This is a genomic window from Rosenbergiella epipactidis, from assembly GCF_018494055.1.
GTDB classification, from domain to species: domain Bacteria; phylum Pseudomonadota; class Gammaproteobacteria; order Enterobacterales; family Enterobacteriaceae; genus Rosenbergiella; species Rosenbergiella epipactidis.
In genome coordinates this window covers 380,763-399,376 of the sequence record NZ_JABBFQ010000001.1, presented here as the reverse complement: position 1 = coordinate 399,376, position 18,614 = coordinate 380,763, and the positions used below count along the sequence as shown (strand labels likewise).

Sequence of the window (18,614 nt, the reverse complement as noted above, 5' to 3'; positions counted from 1 at the left end):
CCGAAAGGGCCTTTTTTATTACTGAAAAAGAATGAGGCCTTTATCCTGAACCTTAATTTGTTGGCGAGCTTGACGAACAAAAGGTGAAAGTGGGCAGAGGGTTTTGTCGTCACTACGAAAACAGCCTTTATGAAAGTCATCGGCTTCCAGCATTGGAACCTGCAATGATAAGGGCGTTAATGCGCGCCATTGATCTAGACTTCTTGTCATAAAACTTAGCTGAATAAACTGCTTACCCGTTGTCGCGTCATGAAAGCGTAAAAAAACTAAACTACCGCCAGGGGGAATATCGTTACGAGGATATTCTGCTAGCTGCCAATTGAATCCGAGCATGGTTTGTAATTGCGCGATATTAGTATCGTGACCGACGAAGAGAACAATCGGGCTGGCTGAACGCGAAGCGTAGCGGGAAGCAGTATCTGTCAAGGCATCGAGAATTTGTGTCATCAGCAGCGAGCCACCTTGTCTAGCGTATTCAGGGGTATCGCTGACTAGGTCATATTTCGCTGCGTGCAATGCCATTAATGCGCCAACATCTTTAGCCTGGCGTACGTGGCCAAAAGCCACTTCAGAAAGGGGGAGGTTTTCGCTGTAAGCAAGCCTAATAGTCTCTGCCATCGATGCTGCGTGCGCCACCGGGCCCACTAACTTGGGTTGACCGTTATCTGTGAAAGTCACGTCCCATGGGTTATCCAAAAACGCACAGCTTGCCGAGTGTGGGGCGCATATCGCCTGGCGGAACAACGCCACTGCGGCACGATAGTGCTCGGTCAAGGGGGCTTTTGCTGCCATTCTCGCCTGAATTTGATCTAGGATTAAGGCTGTATTAGGGGGCATTAGTGCCATCTTACTCGCATCAAACAGTGGGTCGGCTGTAGCGTGTGTGTGCGCTATGGGTATGCCACATCCGGGGAACAATCCATCAAGTAGGGCGCTGCCTGTGGCCTGGGTGCGCTGAGCGGGAGCCGTCCATACGCTGACACTCTGCCGGGCGGGGCAACCTTGGTGGAGAGGGAGTGTTAATCCCCAATGTTGCCACTGTTCAGCAAAAAATTTACCCTGCTGTACCATTCCTGCATAGCCATGGCCGGTCAGATGACCGGCGGGAACACTCCACTTTGGCCAGTGCTGACCGGTGAGTGCGGTATAGTCGTGATCATCGGTGGGTGAACGAACGCCGTGGCGAGCGACCACAACGACTTTATCGAGTACGAAGTGCGACGCAGCGTCACTTAGTGACGTATAGCCTAACAATCCAATACAGCCGATAATCAACGCATTTTTAATGAGAGAGCAGGGCATACAACCGCGACCTTTTTTCTATTGGCTAAGCGGCAAGGGTAACACCGTGTCGCGGTCTTCGCAGATTTTTAACAAAATCTGTCACATAGACATTAAGAGTGAGCTAGTGCCAGCCTAGAATAGGGAGTCGCCTCTAGCGTCATCCCCATGGCGTGGATTATCTCTCTGCCTGATTAGCACTACCGCGTAATAACAAAATATCTTTCTTGGGCGAGGTTGCTTACAGGCGACTGTACTCTCGACTAAATTGTGACGGGCTCTCGTAATCGACTTTGACGGAGCCGTTTGAGGAACTGAGATGATTATCGCTTTATGCGTGTAGGCGGCACAGACATTATTTTTTCGATATGGCTCATTTGAAGTTTAACCACATCTTCTAACCAGATACCTGATTCAATCAGAGCCCTACAAGCAAGGGTAAGAAAACCATGACCGCACAGGGCGGTTTTGGTGTCATAGCCCATTTTACGTAGCGCCTTGTCGATGGTGTTTTCACTAATTGGCTTCATCGCGTCATAACAACCCGTAAAGATAAAACCGTTATTACCACTCACGTCATAGCTGAGGTTTTTTAGCTCTTCAAAAATTGCCAGTGCCTGATTGCATAAGGGAACATAATGCTTCCTACGCATTTTAGTACCACGGCCTGAACGTTTTATCTCTTCTATTACTTCACGTTGTTCTGGGATAACCCACAAGGCACTTTTGAAATCGATTTCTGACCATCTGGCGAACCGTAGTTCACTGGAACGCACAAACGTCAGGAGATTGAGCTTGATCGCCAGTAACGTCAGTCTGCTACGTCCCTGATATCCTCAATACCTTCCAGAAGTACTGGTATTTCTTCCAGTTCAATTACAGGCCTATGCTCTGTCAGTGGCTTCTGTACAGCACTTTCCAGATCATAGGCAGCATTGAAGCGGATGACCTTTTGCTGGACAGCGTATCGAAGGATAGCAGTAGCGTACTGTTTTACCCGTATAGCGATTTCAAGATAACCGAGTGTTTCAATCTTCTTGATTGGAACCAACAGACCACCTGTATCTAACTCACCGATATCCTTGTTGCCGATATCTGGAAACAGGTAAGTTTCAAGACGAGTCCAGACTGAGCGCTGATAATCTTTGGATTAGGTTATTTTGGTTACAAACCAGCTTTTGACAACGCTTTTAAAAGCGCGGGTATCGTTACGCTTTTCCTGAACATATTTGTTTTCAGCCTGTTTTTTAGCGCTGGGATCCACTGCGACGCTAAAAGTTATTTGGCTTCATCGCGGCGTTGTCTTGCGTCTGCCAAAGAAACGGCAGGGTAGAGGCCGAACCATTTTTTACTTTAGTATCAGTAAGTGGCATGACGGTTTACCTTTCTTGCTGGCAAAAATAATCGAACCAGCTTTACCAGCATTTTTACCAGTACGAGGGTGTAGCTTCGAGTATTTTTTAATAGACGCGAGTAGACAAGCTTGAAGGGTTAACTAATTGATTTAAAGTAAAAAACCAGGCGTCAGTAGACATCTGGTTTCTTTAAATTGGCTCCTCTGACTGGACTCGAACCAGTGACATACGGATTAACAGTCCGCCGTTCTACCGACTGAACTACAGAGGAATTGTGTTAACGCGGCGAATCCTAACGATACAGCGAAGCAATGTCAAAGCCAAAATTGCCAGCTCATCGCTGATCGAGTGATAAAACGGCAATTTGTTTAAAAAGTAGGTTAACTTACTGATTAAATTGACCTAGCCCTAATTTTTCCAACCACTCTTCGACGGAATCTTGACTACTGATCTCCGGGTGTAACAAGCCATTGACCATAAAGCTGGGTGAGACGTGGATACCGTTTTGTCGCGCGTACTTTGCCTGACGTTTTACTAAATCTTGGAGAGAGGTTTGGTCGAAAATTTCTCGAACATCTACACCGCTATATGACACTAAACGCTGAAGCAGCTGTTCGGGCGTGGTATGTAGATTTGGGCCTCGACAATGATCGATAAACTCGAACTCTTCACGGTGATCGGCCACGCTTTGCATAACGTTCTTCACTGCGGACTGACCCTGATTGAGTGTCGAGGCGGCGAGAATGTAGCGAACTATTATTCCTGAAAACATATGCCAAGGCTGCGACTGGAGGCGGATTTTGATTTGAAGCTGTTCCGGCCCAGCCGCGTTAAGCAGCGCAGGCAGTTTATTAAACGTTAGCACAGAAAAGGGGCAGGTCGGTTCGAGAAAGACTTCGAAAACTAACTCGCCCTTACCCCATGTCAGGCTTTGCTCGCTATGGCGAAACAGTGTTGTGGTCATAGACTTACCTTGAAAGAGTGATCGTCAATAGATCAAGCGTGGCAAAGATAAGTCAACTTTTCCAGTCAGCAGAGCAATTACACTGCAGGTCCTGCTTTACGACCAGGTTGCGCATCAAGGCTTTGACCGTGAGTCGTGAGGCTATCATCGCCCATTAACCATAAATACAATGGCATGATGTCACTTGGCGTTTTTAACTTCATACTGTCTTCGCTCGGGTAAGCACTTGCCCGCATCTGGGTGCGGGTCCCCCCCGGATTGATGCAGTTGACCCGCACTTTTGTGTTGGCCAGTTCTTCGGCTAGCACCTGCATCATACCCTCGGTCGCAAATTTCGACATCGCATAAGCTCCCCAGCCTTCACGGCCTTGGCGGCCAACACTTGAGGTGGTGAAGATAAGCGATGCCTGTTCTGCATTATGTAATAGAGGCATAAGGGCTTGGGTAAGATAAAAAACGGCGTCGAGATTGACCATCATGACTTGTTTCCAAAGCGTTGCAGGCGTCTCAATCAAGGGCATGATTTTACCCAGCATACCGGCGTTATGTAGGACACCGTCCAAGGTCGGTGCTACCAGCGCAATGTGCTGTGCTAACTCGTGATAATCTTCGGGTTTAGCGGTAGCAAAATCTATCTTAAACAGCGAGGGAAATTTACCAAACTTATGGTGGATCTCGGCACCGACGTGGTCAAGCTTCTGTTGATTGCGGCCAAGAAGGATAAGTCGAGCGCCATGTCGGGCATAAGTCAGCGCCGCTTCATGTCCAATTCCATCGGTTGCACCGGTCACAACAATTGTTCGATTTTTAAGAAGATCGATGGGTGCTTGATATTGCATAGCGTTTTCCTTAAGCAGTAGAGATGAGCGGTTATGCCGTTTTGACGGCTATGTTACAATTATAGGTGATGATGAACCACGACAGATTATTACAAAAAATTTAATTTTACCGTCACTTACCCCCAGAGGAGATTAATGTGGGTTTTACAGCAGAATATGGCTTATTTTTGGCTAAAAGCGTGACCGTACTGGTGGTTATCGTGGCCCTGGTGCTCTTTATTGTGAATCAGCGCGGAAAAACGAAACAGTCACCAGGTGAATTACTGATTCGAGAACCCGGTAAAGAGTTTGAACAGCTGCAAAAACGCCTCGAACTTGCGCTGGTGGAGCCATCCGCTCAGAAACAATGGCGTAAAACTGAAAAACAGAATGAGAAGGCGCGTATAAAAGAAAGGAAAGCTGAGGCTAAAGCAGGCACTACGCCAACTAAACCCGTTCTCTATTTATTAAATTTTAAAGGCAGTATGGATGCTCACGAAGTGGAAACGCTTCGTAAAGAAGTTTCTGCTGTGCTGTCTGTTGCGAAGCCAGGTGACGAAGTCTTACTTAAACTTGAAAGTCCTGGCGGTGTGGTACATGGTTATGGACTCGCTGCTTCACAACTGCAACGTATCCGCGATCAAGGCATTACGCTCACGGCAGTCGTCGATAAGGTGGCCGCTAGCGGCGGCTATATGATGGCCTGCGTGGCAAACCATATCGTGGCGGCACCTTTTTCTATTATTGGTTCAATCGGTGTTGTGGCGCAAATTCCCAATATCCATCGCTTACTTAAGAAAAATGATATTGATGTAGAACTGCATACTGCAGGTCAGTACAAACGCACATTGACCATGCTCGGCGAGAACAGTGAAGAGGGCCGGGAAAAATTTCGTCAAGATTTGGATGAAACCCATCAACTGTTTAAGTCCTTTGTGGCACAAATGCGCCCAAGCTTAGATATCAACAGTGTCGCGACCGGAGAACATTGGTACGGCAAACAAGCGCTTGAGAAAGGTCTTATTGATGAGATTTCGACGAGTGATGCGCTGATCATCAGTAAGATGCAACAATTCCGGTTATTAAGCATCAGCTATGCGCAGCGTAAAACACTGGTGGAGCGATTTACGCAAAGTGGCGCCTCGGTCGTTGAAAAGGCGATCCTCAAGCTCTGGCAACGGGGTCAAAAACCGCTTCTGTAACATGGATGCTTATCGGTCAAAGCCTCTTTTCAAAGGGGCTTTTTTGTTGCTATTGATATAATTAACCTCTCTATTTTCTTCTAGGCTTACGCCTCAAGCCGCTTGAATTAATGTTGCGAAACTGATTTTATCAGGTAGAGTGTGGCGATTTAGCGCAGCAGACTAGTGGGTCCGGTTTTGCGACAAAGCTGGGAATTAAATTATTTTAATCAGTTGGTTATTTCCCGCGAGAATGCCACAATTGTGCTATACAACATATTCTGTAACAGAATTTAGCGGGTAATAAATGTTATCCATCAAAGTTTTTTCACGTTCATTGAACGTTTCTATTAGGTAGATTATTTATGGGTAAAGCACTTGTCATAGTGGAGTCACCTGCAAAGGCCAAAACGATTAATAAATATCTGGGCAGTGGCTACGTTGTCAAATCAAGTGTGGGCCACGTTCGTGACTTACCAACGAGTGGTTCGGCAACAAAGAAAAGTGGAACTGCCAGTAAAGCGAAAGGCACTAAAGCGGTGAAAAAAGACGCCACAGAGGCTTTGGTCAACCGTATGGGTGTCGATCCCTGGCATGGTTGGAAAGCCAACTACCAGATTCTACCAGGTAAAGAGAAAGTCGTGGCAGAGCTGCAAGCGCTCGCAAAAGACGCTGACCATATCTATCTCGCAACGGACTTGGACCGCGAAGGGGAAGCCATTGCTTGGCACTTAAGAGAGATTATTGGCGGCGATGACAAGCGCTTTAGCCGGGTTGTCTTTAACGAAATCACTAAGAACGCGATTCAACAAGCCTTTGAAAAACCAGGTCAGTTAAATATTGATCGCGTCAACGCCCAGCAGGCGCGTCGTTTTATGGACCGCGTTGTAGGTTATATGGTTTCTCCCTTACTCTGGAAGAAAATTGCACGTGGACTTTCTGCAGGACGCGTTCAGTCCGTAGCAGTGCGTCTTGTGGTCGAACGCGAGCGGGAAATTAAAGCATTCGTTCCGCAAGAGTATTGGGAAGTCGACACTAAGCTCAATACCCCCAAGGGCGATGAGTTGTTAATGCGTGTTACGCACAAGCAGGACAGCGCTTTTCGTCCAACGCACAAAGCCGAAACCGATGCCGCCGTTAAATTACTGCAAAAAGCACGTTTTGAGGTGCTCGATCGCGAAGATAAGCCGACGAGCAGTAAAGCGAGCGCGCCCTTTATTACCTCAACCCTGCAACAGGCGGCCAGCACACGTCTTGGTTACGGCGTGAAGAAAACCATGATGTTGGCGCAACGTTTGTACGAAGGGGGGCATATTACCTATATGCGTACTGACTCAACTAACTTGAGCCAAGACGCTATCAGTATGGCACGTGAGTACATCCAGACTGAATTTGGTGACAAGTATTTGCCTGAGTCTGCGACCCTTTATTCGAACAAAGAAAATTCACAAGAAGCCCACGAAGCCATCCGTCCTTCTGATGTATCCGTTGATGCAGAGCAGCTTAAAGATATGGAAGCTGACGCACGTAAGCTTTATCAACTGATTTGGCGTCAATTCGTTGCGTGTCAGATGACACCTGCGCGTTATGATTCGACAACCTTAACGGTAAAAGCGGATGAATACGTACTCAAGGCGAAAGGTCGTACCTTACGCTTTGATGGCTGGACCAAAGTGATGCCAGCCTTACGTAAAAATGATGAAGATATGACTTTACCTGTAGTCAAGGTCGGCGACGAACTCGATTTACAGGAGATTTTACCTCGTCAATTATTCACCAAGCCGCCAGCACGCTTCAGCGAAGCTTCTTTAGTTCGTGAATTAGAGAAACGGGGTATTGGTCGCCCATCGACCTACGCATCGATTATTTCGACCATCCAAGATCGTGGTTACGTGCAAGTCGAAAACCGCCGTTTCTACGCTGAGAAAATGGGAGAAATCGTTACTGACCGCTTGGAAGAAAACTTCCAAGAGTTGATGAACTATGACTTCACTGCGCGGATGGAAGATAATCTCGACCAAGTCGCAAACGATCAGGCGGAGTGGAAAGGGGTGCTGGATAATTTCTTCGGTGACTTCAGTCAGCAGCTCACGCAAGCCGAGAAAGATCCGGCAGAAGGGGGGATGCAGCCTAATCCTATGGTACTGACCTCTATCGATTGCCCAACCTGTGAACGCGCGATGGGGATTCGTACCGCGACTACCGGTGTCTTTTTAGGGTGTTCGGGCTATGCCTTACCGCCTAAAGAACGTTGTAAGCAAACTATTAACCTTATCCCAGAGAGCGAAGTCTTAAACATTCTCGAAGGGGATGATGCCGAAACCAATGCCTTACGTGCCCGCCGTCGCTGCGTTAAATGTGGCACGGCAATGGACAGTTATCTGATTGATGAAAAACGTAAGTTACATGTCTGCGGTAATAACCCCTCATGTGATGGGTATGAAGTCGAAGAAGGCGAGTTTCGTATTAAAGGTTACGATGGTCCAATCGTCGAGTGTGATAAGTGCGGCAGCGAAATGCACCTGAAGTTAGGACGTTTCGGCAAGTATATGGCCTGTACTAACGAAGAGTGTAAAAACACTCGGAAGATTTTACGTAATGGTGAAGTCGCACCTCCGAAAGAGGATCCTGTTCCGTTACCAGAATTAGAATGCGAAAAATCAGAGGCTTACTTTGTTCTACGCGATGGTGCCTCGGGTATCTTCTTGGCAGCCAATACTTTCCCTAAATCACGGGAAACCCGTGCGCCGTTGATTGAGGAACTCCAACGTTTTAAAGACCGTTTACCAGAAAAGTTTATTTACCTAACGGAAGCTCCTGCAGAGGACCCTCAAGGTAATAAAACATTTGTTAGATACAGTCGTAAAACGAAGCAACAATACATCTCCTCCGAAAAAGAAGGAAAAGCGACAAACTGGACGCTGTTCTATATTGACGGCAAATGGCAAGAAGCTAAAAAGTAATAAAATCCCGCACGCCCGATCAGGGCGTGCACGGCTCTCCGCCTCGCGATACCCCCACAAAACTGTTATAACCAATTATTCTTTCTGAATATAAATAATGTTATCATGGTTATAGAAATGCACTTTCCCCCGCCTCTCTAGGCAGCCTAGCCTCTACGTCGTAGCGTGTTAAGGAAGATGAATGAAATTACAGCAGTTGCGTTATATCGTCGAAGTTGTTAACCATAATTTAAATGTTAGTTCGACGGCTGAGGGGCTTTATACCTCACAACCTGGTATCAGCAAACAAGTCAGAATGCTTGAAGACGAGCTGGGTATTCAAATCTTCTCACGTAGTGGCAAACACCTCACGCAAGTTACACCAGCCGGTCAGGAAATTATTCGGATTGCGCGTGAAGTATTATCGAAAGTCGATGCGATTAAGTCAGTTGCCGGGGAGCACACGTGGCCAGACCAAGGTTCTCTTTACGTTGCGACTACGCATACTCAAGCGCGCTACGCATTACCTGAAACGATTAAGGGTTTTATGCAGAAGTACCCAAGGGTTTCGTTGCATATGCATCAGGGGTCGCCAACGCAGATTGCGGAGTCCGTCTCAAAAGGGAACGCAGATTTTGCGATTGCCACCGAGGCGCTACACCTTTATGACGACTTGATTATGCTGCCTTGTTACCACTGGAACCGTTCGATTGTGGTCCCGCCAACACACCCGCTGGCGCAGAAGAAAGAGATCACTATCCAAGAGCTCGCTGACTATCCGCTGGTAACCTATACCTTTGGTTTCACCGGCCGATCCGAGCTGGATACTGCGTTTAGTCACGCAGGACTTACCCCTAAAATTGTGTTCACTGCGACCGATGCAGACGTTATCAAAACCTACGTACGATTAGGGTTGGGGATTGGTGTTATCGCGAGTATGGCGGTTGATCCGATTTCAGACCCCGATTTAGTTGGCATCGATGCCTCTAATATCTTTACTCATAGCACAACGAAAATTGGTTTTCGCAGTAGCAGCTTTCTTCGCAGCTATATGTACGATTTTATCCAACGCTTTGCATCACACTTAACACGTGATGTTGTTGATACGGCAATTGCCTTAAGGTCCAATGACGATATAGAGGCGATGTTCAAGGATATAAAACTGCCTCTTAAGTAAAGTCGATTGGATTACGTAAAGGTTCGTCGTGTTAGTCAAGATGAACTTGATCATAATCATGGGCAAGTTTCAAAATCTCGCCATACTGCACGCCTTAAACAAAATACGATTTTGGTAGGCAGAATAATGGAACAGCAAATAGAATTCCCCGCAGCACATCACCCGATGCAACGACGCTCGGTTAAGTTTATATGGTTACTGAGTATTGGGTTTTGTGCGGGTTTTTGGGCGTTAGTAAGTTATCTACTTTGGGCGATTTTACGTTAATGGCTTTTTAGAAAGGGAAGGTTGCACGACTAAGACTGAGCCCTATTAAGAACTCAGCCTCATTACGCTTTTCATATCCTATCAAGCGTTAAGAACGGCCCAACAAATGCCCTAGTTTTGCTGCTTTAGTATCAAGATAGTGACTGTTTTTGGGATTGCGGCCGACTTGAAGCGGAACTCTTTCAGTTATTTTTATACCGGCTTCGCTCAGCACACTTACCTTTTTGGGATTATTGGTCAGTAGGCGGATTTTATCGACGCCCAATAGCGTCAGCATGTCGGCACAGAAAGAGAAATTACGTTGGTCCGGAGCAAAACCTAATGCTTCATTGGCTTCGACCGTATCATAGCCTTTATCTTGAAGCGCATAGGCTTTTATCTTATTGATTAATCCTATGCCTCGGCCTTCTTGACGGTGATAAAGCAATATTCCTCGCCCTTCTTTAGCGATAGCATCGAGTGCAGACTCGAGTTGAAATCCACAGTCACAACGCAAACTAAACAGCGCATCGCCCGTTAAACATTCGGAGTGAACACGAGTGAGAACAGGTGTATCACCACTGATGTCACCGAACACTAACGCAACATGATCTTTTTGCGTAGAAATTTCTTCGAAGCCAACCATCAGAAATTCGCCCCATTGGGTGGGGAGCTTGGCTTCGGCTACACGTGTTAACTGCATTACATACCTCAGTATTTAAATTATACTCAATATTTTTGATGCTTGCCCTTATTCTGCCACAGTCTCAGCAGAAGTCTGTAAGATGTTCAAGAAAAAGCACACCAAGATACTAATGCTATGAGGAATTATGGCTAAGCAGCTACAGAACCTAACGATTGGCGCACTATTATTATTGTTACCGGCGCTGTTAACATTACTTTATAGGTGGCATTGGACCGGACAGTTTCGTACCCTAAGCGCTTATCCTTTTTATCTGTTTACCCAAACGGTGACTCGTCCATGGGGAATTATTACCTCGATCATTCTCGCCTATTTGCTGTATCGACACGTACAATCTTCAGTTCGGAAGCTCTGGGTAGTATTGCTGTTAATCGTGGTGGTAGTTTGGGGCGGGCAGGGCATTAAATCGCTGTTAAAACCTTATTTCGCTGAACCTAGACCTTATGTTGTTGCGCTGATGGAACAGATGCATCAATCTCCTGACTTTTTTTATCACCATACCAAATTAGCGCGCCAACAACTGGTCAGCCAGGCCCAAGTTTTTTGGCCAAGTTTACCGGATTGGCAGCAGAGACATTGGCAACATGAAACCGGGTATTCATTTCCTTCTGGGCACAGCTTCTTTGTCGCCAGTTGGCTACTGCTATTCTATGGTTTGTTGAGCTTTCGAAAATCTTGGCCAGTGTTAATTCTGGTTACCTTGTGGGCATGGGCGGTGATGTGGAGTAGAATGTTGCTAGGCATGCATTGGCCGAGAGACCTCGTCGCTTCTGTGGTAATCGCTTGGGGCTTTACGCTAGTTGTATTGGTGGTTTATAACGTCTTATCTCGCCGGCGCTCTGTATAAGGGTTTTTTTACCAATTTCGATTGTAAAAGCGTGAATGATCCCCATACTATAAGCAGTAATTGGTAAATTTTTTTAATTCAATTTGATTAAATAGTTGGTTCGTTGAATCAACGGTTTGAAGGGATGCCAAGTGAAATTCAAATATTTGATACTATTTATCGTCGTTTTATTCATTTTCATTGTCTCTTTCACACTTGGGGCAAAAAATGAACAAGTAGTCACCTTCAACTTTTTAGTGGCGGAAGGGTCATTCAGATTATCGACCTTATTAGCATCTTTGTTCGGTATCGGCTTTCTTTTAGGCTGGGTGATTTGTGGTCTATTCTGGTTACGCGCTCGGGTAGCCTTGGCTCATGCGAAAAATAAAGTCATTAAACTTGAACAACAGCTCAGTAAGCAACCTTAACCTTATGTGTGATGAACCGCTCTCTTTAGGGTCAAACGATGCTTGAATTGCTGTTCCTGCTATTACCCGTTGCCGCTGCCTATGGCTGGTATATGGGAAGAAGGAGTGCCCAGCAGGGTAAGCAACAAGAGGCTAACCGGCTGTCACGTGAATATGTGACAGGGGTCAACTTCCTGCTGTCAAATCAACAAGACAAAGCCGTAGACCTCTTCCTTGACATGCTTAAAGAAGATGCCACAGACGTTGAAGCCCACCTTACCTTAGGGAATCTTTTCCGCTCCCGCGGAGAAGTTGACCGTGCGATAAGAATCCACCAATCTCTTATGGAAAGTACCTCGTTGGACTATGACCAGCGCTTGCTAGCTATCCAGCAGTTGGGCAGGGACTATATGGCAGCGGGGCTGTACGATCGCGCAGAGTCTATGTTTAAGCAATTGATTAATGAAAATGACTTCAAAGTCAGTTCATTAAAACAGTTGCTTTCACTCTATCAATTGACCAGCGATTGGCAGCAGGCCATCGACATTGCAGAGAAACTGGCACGCGCTGATAAATCTCAGCAGGGTACCCATATTGCTCATTTCTACTGCGAATTAGCCCTTCAAGCTATGGCAGGGGATGATCTGGAGCGTGCATTAACGCTGCTGCGTAAAGCTGAATCAGCGGATAAGAATTGCGCCCGTGTTTCGATTATGTTCGGTAGAGTCTGGACCGCGAAAGGGGAACCGGATAAGGCTATTCAGGTATTACAAAAAGTGCCTGAACAAGATGCTGAAATGATCAGCGAAGTGCTACCACTCATTAAAGAATCTTGTCAGCGTTTAGGGGATATGAGCCAATGGCGAGTGTTCCTTGAACAATGTGTCGAAAAGCATCAGGGAAGTATGGCCGAACTTTATTTGGCAGAAGAGATTGAGTCACAACAAGGGCTCGACTCTGCTCAGCACTTCCTTGAAGCACAACTTCACTCTGCTCCCACGCTTAATGGTTTCCACCGACTGGTGAACTATTATTTGGAAGGCACTGAAGATGGTCGTGCGAAAGAGAGCTTAGCGGTGCTTCGAGATATGGTGGCAGAGCAACTGCGGTTAAAACCTCGCTACCGTTGCCAAAAATGTGGGTTTACAGCCCATGCCATTTATTGGCATTGCCCATCCTGTAAAAGTTGGTCAACCATTAAACCCATGAGGGGATTAGGCTCATAAAAAAAACACCCACTTTAGTTACAACATACTTATAGTGTGATAAGCCCGTGTCACATTGGCATTGTCACTGCTGGAGTTAAGCAGGTAAACTAACGCCGAAATGGTTACCTATCTATTGTAAGGAATAATATGTCTGTAACGTCACCCGTAATCGTGGCCCTCGACTTCGATAATTTGGATTCAGCTTTGGCCTTGGCTGATCAAATTGACCCAAAAAGTTGTCGTTTGAAAATCGGGAAAGAGATGTTCACACGTTTCGGACCAGAAGTTATTCACGCCTTACACCGTCGTAATTTCGAGCTGTTCCTTGATTTGAAGTTTCACGATATTCCCAACACAGTGGCGAAAGCGGTCACTGCGGCGGCCGACCTTGGCGTGTGGATGGTTAATGTCCACGCAGGCGGGGGAGCTCGGATGATGGAAGCAGCGAAGCATGCATTGGAACGTTTTGGTAATGCCGCGCCCCATCTTATCGCGGTGACAGTGTTAACCAGTATGGATCAATCAGACTTAAACGGCTTGGGGATCCAATATACGCCCTCACAGCATGCGGCGAAATTAGCGCAGCTAGCAAAGTCGTCAGGGCTAGGGGGCGTCGTCTGTTCAGCACAAGAAGCCGTAGAGTTTAAGCAGGCGTTTGGTGAAGAATTCTTACTGGTTACACCTGGGATTCGTCCAGTAGGTAGTGAACAAGGCGATCAGCGACGGATTATGACGCCGATTGATGCGATTAACGCTGGGGTAGATTATCTGGTCATTGGTCGACCGATCACCCAGTCAGCGGCGCCAGAGCAGACGTTACAACAGATTTTACGTTCTTTGGAGTCCGCATAATGAAAGATGATGCACCATTAGTCTATTCAACCGATGGGGGGCGCATTACCCCCGCGAAAGAAGCTGTCTCGCGCCCAAAAGGCGACGGGATTGTTCGATTAAGCCGCCAAACCAGTGGACGAAAAGGTAAGGGTGTTTGTATCATCACAGGCCTCGATATAGACGATGCGGCACTTAGCCAACTTGCAGCCGAACTAAAGAAAAAATGCGGTTGTGGTGGGACAGTGGTCGATGGCAATATTGAAATACAAGGCGATAAGCGCGATTTTCTGAAAGGGTACTTGGAAGCAAAAGGGTATCGCGTAAAACTGGCTGGCGGCTAGACACTGCTTAATAAGGCCGGTATCTACACCGGCCTAACAATTAATGACCTGACTGATGTCCGATTACCCCACCTAATGCAGCACCTCCTAGTGTGCCCAATCCATCACCGTGAGTTAAGACTGACCCACCGATGGCGCCAATACCGGCTCCGATAGCCGTATTACGGTCTCGTTTTGACCAGTTTGAACAGCCACTTAAAACGGTTACGAGTGTTAAAGCAATCACAGCTTTAGCCATGGTTTTATTAGTTAATGTCATAATTTCTCCTTGTTGAATGGGGGACACCCCAGAGGCAACCATTCAACTAAATTGGCTATTGGTAATGAGAGTTAATAGCAAGTATTAAGGATTTTAATTTGCGTTCAATCTCTAATATAGGTGAATTCTCTTAAATGGCGGCGAGTTGACTGTATTTTACAATTATCCACTAATAAAACAGTAATTTTAGGACGACTGTATCTCTATCCCTGCTATTTTAGCAAAAAAAAACCACCCGTAAGGGTGGTTCGAAAGTAGGGTGGACCGTTAAGCGACTGGGCGTGCCACGACAGAACGGGTTTCCATTCGCACTTCGGCAATGGTCACCTCAATGATATCCGTGACACGATAACGCTCTTCACCTTTTACCATCGCCGTACCCAATTCTTGGCTACAGACGAGTTCATCACGCACCGAGTGAATAAAAGGTGCAGGGATAAAGGCGACAGCACCGTTATCAACTAAACGGATACGCATTCCGCCACGGCTGATATCGATAATTTCTGCCGTAAACTTCTGGTCTGTGCCTGCGAAAGGCTGTAAGTAGCGGGAATAGAGCCAATCCCCCACATCGCGTTCAGCCATACGGTGTTGACGACGTCGCTCAGACATACGCAGGGTTAAGGCTTCTTCCGGTTGAGTCTCTTGTTGTTTCAAGATGATAGACTTCAGAAGACGGTGGTTAACCATATCGCCATACTTACGAATCGGTGAGGTCCAGGTTGCGTAGGCATCTAATCCTAACCCAAAGTGTGGACCTGCCGCGGTACCAATCTCGGCAAAGGATTGGAAGCGACGAATGCGGCTATCTAAGTATTGTGTCGGTTCTTCATCTAAACGACGGCGTAACACCTTGAATCCATCAAGCGTCGCGATCGATGATGCCTCAACCGTAATCCCATGATTAGCCAGAATCGCACTTGCTTGCTCTGCGTTCTGTTCATCAAAGCCGCTATGCAAGTTGTAGATACCAAAACCAAGCTGATCGCGTAGAACTTCTCCTGCAACGATATTGGCGGTGATCATTGCCTCTTCGACCATCTTATTGGCGACGCGGCGTTGCTCGGTGATAATTTCCAGCACTTCGCCTTTTTCACCTAATACAAAGCGATAATCTGGGCGGTCGCGGAATACCAGGGCATGAGTCTTACGCCATTGATGGCGAGTGCTGCAGAAGCGTTGTAATAGGGTAATTTGCTGTGCAATGGCATCACTTTCTGGCTGCCACTCGCCCGTGCTCTCTAGCCAATTTGAGACATTATCGTAGACCAGTTTTGCTTTCGACTCGATCCACGCAGCATAGAATTCTGGTGTACCGATGATGGCACCTTCGCTATCGATGATGATATCACAGGCTAAAACAGGACGTTTTACGTTCGGGCGTAACGAGCATAAATCATCAGAAAGCTCACGCGGTAACATGGGGATATTGAAGCCAGGCAGGTAGTTGGTGAAAGCCCTTTCTGCTGCAATATTATCGAGAGGCGTGTTAGGGGCAACCCAAGCGGTCGGGTCGGCAATTGCCACGGTCAGGCAGAGATTGCCATCGTCAAGTTGTTGAGTGAATAACGCGTCATCCATATCTTCTGTTGAGGCGCTATCAATGGTAACGAAATCCAGTGCGGTGAGGTCACGACGCTCAAGCGTTTCGGGCTGGAACTCTGGCAGATCTGCCTCGGGCGCACTGCGACCTAAATTGTGACGTGACAGTGTCACCCACCAAGGCGCGAGGTGATCGTCTCCGAAGGTAATGAACTCCGTCAATTCTGCATAGAATCCACGATCGCCTTTAAGCGGATGGCGCTTCATCTCTGCCACAGCCCAGTCGCCCGCGACGAATTCGTGCTTTACATCACGTGCAGGGCGGCATTGGATAGCCTCTTTTAAAAGAGGATGATCAGGGATAATCGATAACCGATCATCTTTTTTCTGTACTCTTCCCACGAAACGACTGAGGAAAGGTTCAATCAGTTTCTCTGGCTCGGCGCTTTCTTTATCTTTATTCGTATGGATCACCGCGCTAATTTTATCGCCGTGCATCACTTTCTTCATTTGCGGCGGGGGAATAAAGTAGCTTTTTTGGCCTTCAACTTCTAAAAAACCAAACCCTTTATCGGTTCCTTTGACTACACCTTCTACGCGTGGAGTCTGATCATGCAGTGTTTGTTTTAGCTGCGCCAGCAGCGGATTATCTTGAAGCATAATTTTCAGTCATCTGTGGCTAATTGGCGGCAACCAGTTTTACGCGAATCGATACGTTGCGGCAAGACATTAATCGCGCAATTAGCGAGTGGGAGTGGAATGACGGGAGGAATTAAGCAGGCACTGAGTGTACCTGCTTAAAGATATTATTTAAGTTCTAATTCGTTCATTGCCGCGATGCTGAAACCACCGTCGACATGAACCACTTCGCCGGTGATGCCACCCGCTAAGTCAGAACATAGGAATGCAGCAGAGTTACCCACATCTTCGATAGTCACGGTACGACGAATTGGGGTCACCGCTTCGCAATGAGATAACATCTTACGGAAATCCTTGATGCCTGATGCTGCCAGCGTACGGATTGGACCCGCAGAGACGGCATTAACACGCACGCTATCAGGACCCATCGCGTTAGCCATATAACGAACGTTAGCTTCTAAAGAGGCTTTTGCTAAGCCCATAACGTTGTAGTTAGGGATTGCACGCTCAGCACCTAAGTAGGAGAGGGTCAGTAACGCAGCGTTAGGGTTCAGCATTGCACGGCACTCTTTGGCCATTGCAACGAAGCTGTAGGCGCTGATGTCGTGTGCAATTTTGAATCCTTCACGGGTCACAGCGTTAACATAGTCACCGTCTAATTGATCCGCCGGGGCGAAACCGATTGAGTGGACAAAACCGTCGAACTTAGGCCAGGTTTTTGCTAATTCCGCGAACAGTGTCTTGATGCTTTCATCTTCAGCAACATCGCAAGGCAGCACGATATCAGAACCGAGTTCTTTAGCGAAGTCTTCAACACGGCCTTTAAGCTTGTCATTTTGGTAGGTGAAAGCCAGCTCTGCGCCTTGTTTATGCATCGCTTGTGCAATACCCCAAGCGATAGATAACTTACTTGCTACACCGGTGATAAGAATGCGTTTACCTGAAAGAAAACCCATAATATTTGTCCCTTAACTATCAGTATTGTTAGCAGAATCGGTCTCTGCAAAAAAGTTGGCGCGATTCTAACACGACTTTTCTTCGATAGGCTAATTTGACGAGGTCAGTGGCGAAATTATCGCCAGAAAACCTAGTCGTTACGCCATGCATCGGATGTCAGTTCGCTACCAAAATGGCTATTAATTAATTTTCGCGTCAAATCATGAAGCGGACAGGCTAAGACATCGGCAGTGCCCCCGCGTTCAACCACTTCTCCCTCACGCATCACGATAAGTGAATCACTGACATGTTTCATCATGCCGATTTGTTGCGTGACATAGATATAAGAAAGCCCATCACGCTCTTGCAGCTCTAACATCAAATTGACCAACTGCGATCGCATCGTCATATCTAAAGAGGTCATGGCTTCATCGGCAATCAAGATCTTAGGCTGTAAGATCAGTGCCCGCGCGAGCGCAAGACGCTGACGTTGTCCTGGCGCTAACATATGCGGATATAACCCCGCATGCTCTTTCAGTAATCCCACTTTCTTCAGCGTAGCGATGATATGTTGATAACGCAGCTCATCGGTCAATTCGCTATTGAGCCTTAAGGGCAGGTCAAGAATCTGACTGATCCGTTGGCGGGGATTTAACGATGCGGTAGGGTCTTGTAAGATCATTCGGATTAGCGGACTGCGAAAACGATAATCGCCATACACCAAGGGCTGATTATTAATCAGCATCTCTCCCGACGTGGGGGCAACCATTCCCGCGAGCATCTTCGCTAACGTTGATTTTCCTGAGCCATTTTCACCAATAATGGCGAGGGTTTGTCGCTCCTTTAACGTGAAACTCACATTTTTCACGGCATCGATTTGTTGGGAGCGAAACAGCCCGGTCTTATATCGAAAAGTTTTGCTCAGATTCCTAACTTCTAACAGGGTTTCTAACAT

Annotated in this window: 17 protein-coding genes, 1 tRNA gene and 1 pseudogene; 9 read left to right on the top strand and 10 right to left on the bottom strand. The window is 46.9% G+C overall.

Annotated elements, in window-relative coordinates:
• Positions 1-18: 18 nt before the first annotated feature.
• The 5 genes and pseudogenes from HGT71_RS01975 to HGT71_RS01955 all read right to left on the bottom strand — a co-directional run bounded on the left by HGT71_RS01975 (position 19) and on the right by HGT71_RS01955 (position 4,439).
• On the bottom strand, positions 19-1,302 hold the full coding sequence (locus HGT71_RS01975; RefSeq protein WP_214216296.1) for a histidine-type phosphatase: 1,284 nt from the start codon (positions 1,300-1,302) through the stop codon (positions 19-21).
• A gap of 306 nt (positions 1,303-1,608) precedes the next feature.
• Positions 1,609-2,619 (bottom strand): annotated as a pseudogene (locus HGT71_RS01970) (tyrosine-type recombinase/integrase); the annotation flags it as partial.
• 212 nt (positions 2,620-2,831) lie between these two features.
• Positions 2,832-2,907 (bottom strand) — tRNA-Asn (locus tag HGT71_RS01965).
• A 114-nt stretch (positions 2,908-3,021) separates the two neighbouring features.
• Positions 3,022-3,600, bottom strand: a complete 579-nt coding sequence (locus HGT71_RS01960; protein WP_214216295.1) for a DsbA family protein — start codon at positions 3,598-3,600, stop codon at positions 3,022-3,024.
• 77 nt (positions 3,601-3,677) lie between these two features.
• Positions 3,678-4,439 (bottom strand): YciK family oxidoreductase, encoded by a 762-nt coding sequence (locus tag HGT71_RS01955; protein WP_214216294.1) that lies wholly within the window; start codon positions 4,437-4,439, stop codon positions 3,678-3,680.
• A 137-nt stretch (positions 4,440-4,576) separates the two neighbouring features.
• On the opposite strand from HGT71_RS01955, the gene sohB reads away from it, so the two are divergent.
• The 4 genes from sohB (at position 4,577) to HGT71_RS01935 (ending at position 9,985) form a co-directional block, all read left to right on the top strand.
• Positions 4,577-5,620 carry a protease SohB gene (gene sohB / locus HGT71_RS01950; protein ID WP_214216293.1) on the top strand — a complete coding sequence of 348 codons (1,044 nt, stop codon included), beginning with the start codon at positions 4,577-4,579 and terminating at the stop codon, positions 5,618-5,620.
• 344 nt (positions 5,621-5,964) lie between these two features.
• Positions 5,965-8,562, top strand: a complete 2,598-nt coding sequence (topA, locus tag HGT71_RS01945; RefSeq protein WP_214216292.1) for a type I DNA topoisomerase — start codon at positions 5,965-5,967, stop codon at positions 8,560-8,562.
• Between the two features lie 181 nt (positions 8,563-8,743).
• Positions 8,744-9,718 (top strand): HTH-type transcriptional regulator CysB, encoded by a 975-nt coding sequence (gene cysB, locus HGT71_RS01940; RefSeq protein WP_214216291.1) that lies wholly within the window; start codon positions 8,744-8,746, stop codon positions 9,716-9,718.
• Positions 9,719-9,844: 126 nt separating this feature from the next.
• The gene (locus HGT71_RS01935; protein ID WP_214216290.1) at positions 9,845-9,985 is read left to right on the top strand and encodes a hypothetical protein; all 141 of its coding nucleotides are present in this window, start codon (positions 9,845-9,847) and stop codon (positions 9,983-9,985) included.
• Positions 9,986-10,073: 88 nt separating this feature from the next.
• On the opposite strand, the gene ribA is transcribed toward HGT71_RS01935, so the two are convergent.
• A complete protein-coding gene (gene ribA / locus HGT71_RS01930; RefSeq protein WP_048912185.1) occupies positions 10,074-10,667 on the bottom strand; it encodes a GTP cyclohydrolase II in 594 nt (197 codons plus the stop codon).
• A 127-nt stretch (positions 10,668-10,794) separates the two neighbouring features.
• Between ribA and HGT71_RS01925 the strand changes: the two genes are divergently transcribed.
• The 5 genes from HGT71_RS01925 to yciH all read left to right on the top strand — a co-directional run bounded on the left by HGT71_RS01925 (position 10,795) and on the right by yciH (position 14,283).
• Positions 10,795-11,514 carry a phosphatase PAP2 family protein gene (locus HGT71_RS01925; protein ID WP_214216289.1) on the top strand — a complete coding sequence of 240 codons (720 nt, stop codon included), beginning with the start codon at positions 10,795-10,797 and terminating at the stop codon, positions 11,512-11,514.
• 131 nt (positions 11,515-11,645) lie between these two features.
• Positions 11,646-11,921, top strand: a complete 276-nt coding sequence (locus HGT71_RS01920) for a LapA family protein (protein WP_214216288.1) — start codon at positions 11,646-11,648, stop codon at positions 11,919-11,921.
• 38 nt (positions 11,922-11,959) lie between these two features.
• Entirely contained in the window at positions 11,960-13,126 is a 1,167-nt protein-coding gene (lapB, locus tag HGT71_RS01915) for a lipopolysaccharide assembly protein LapB (RefSeq protein WP_214216287.1), read from the top strand.
• Between the two features lie 129 nt (positions 13,127-13,255).
• Entirely contained in the window at positions 13,256-13,960 is a 705-nt protein-coding gene (gene pyrF / locus HGT71_RS01910) for an orotidine-5'-phosphate decarboxylase (RefSeq protein ID WP_214216286.1), read from the top strand.
• Complete coding sequence (gene yciH, locus HGT71_RS01905; RefSeq protein ID WP_214216285.1) at positions 13,960-14,283, top strand: stress response translation initiation inhibitor YciH; 324 nt, start codon at positions 13,960-13,962, stop codon at positions 14,281-14,283. Before pyrF ends, yciH begins: the two co-directional genes overlap by 1 nt.
• Positions 14,284-14,323: 40 nt before the next feature.
• On the opposite strand, the gene osmB is transcribed toward yciH, so the two are convergent.
• The 4 genes from osmB to sapF all read right to left on the bottom strand — a co-directional run bounded on the left by osmB (position 14,324) and on the right by sapF (position 18,614).
• Complete coding sequence (osmB, locus tag HGT71_RS01900; RefSeq protein WP_048912179.1) at positions 14,324-14,542, bottom strand: osmotically-inducible lipoprotein OsmB; 219 nt, start codon at positions 14,540-14,542, stop codon at positions 14,324-14,326.
• Positions 14,543-14,809: 267 nt separating this feature from the next.
• Positions 14,810-16,744 (bottom strand): exoribonuclease II, encoded by a 1,935-nt coding sequence (locus HGT71_RS01895; RefSeq protein ID WP_214216284.1) that lies wholly within the window; start codon positions 16,742-16,744, stop codon positions 14,810-14,812.
• A 146-nt stretch (positions 16,745-16,890) separates the two neighbouring features.
• Entirely contained in the window at positions 16,891-17,679 is a 789-nt protein-coding gene (fabI, locus tag HGT71_RS01890) for an enoyl-ACP reductase FabI (RefSeq protein ID WP_214216283.1), read from the bottom strand.
• A gap of 131 nt (positions 17,680-17,810) precedes the next feature.
• Positions 17,811-18,614 carry a putrescine export ABC transporter ATP-binding protein SapF gene (gene sapF / locus HGT71_RS01885; RefSeq protein ID WP_048912176.1) on the bottom strand — a complete coding sequence of 268 codons (804 nt, stop codon included), beginning with the start codon at positions 18,612-18,614 and terminating at the stop codon, positions 17,811-17,813.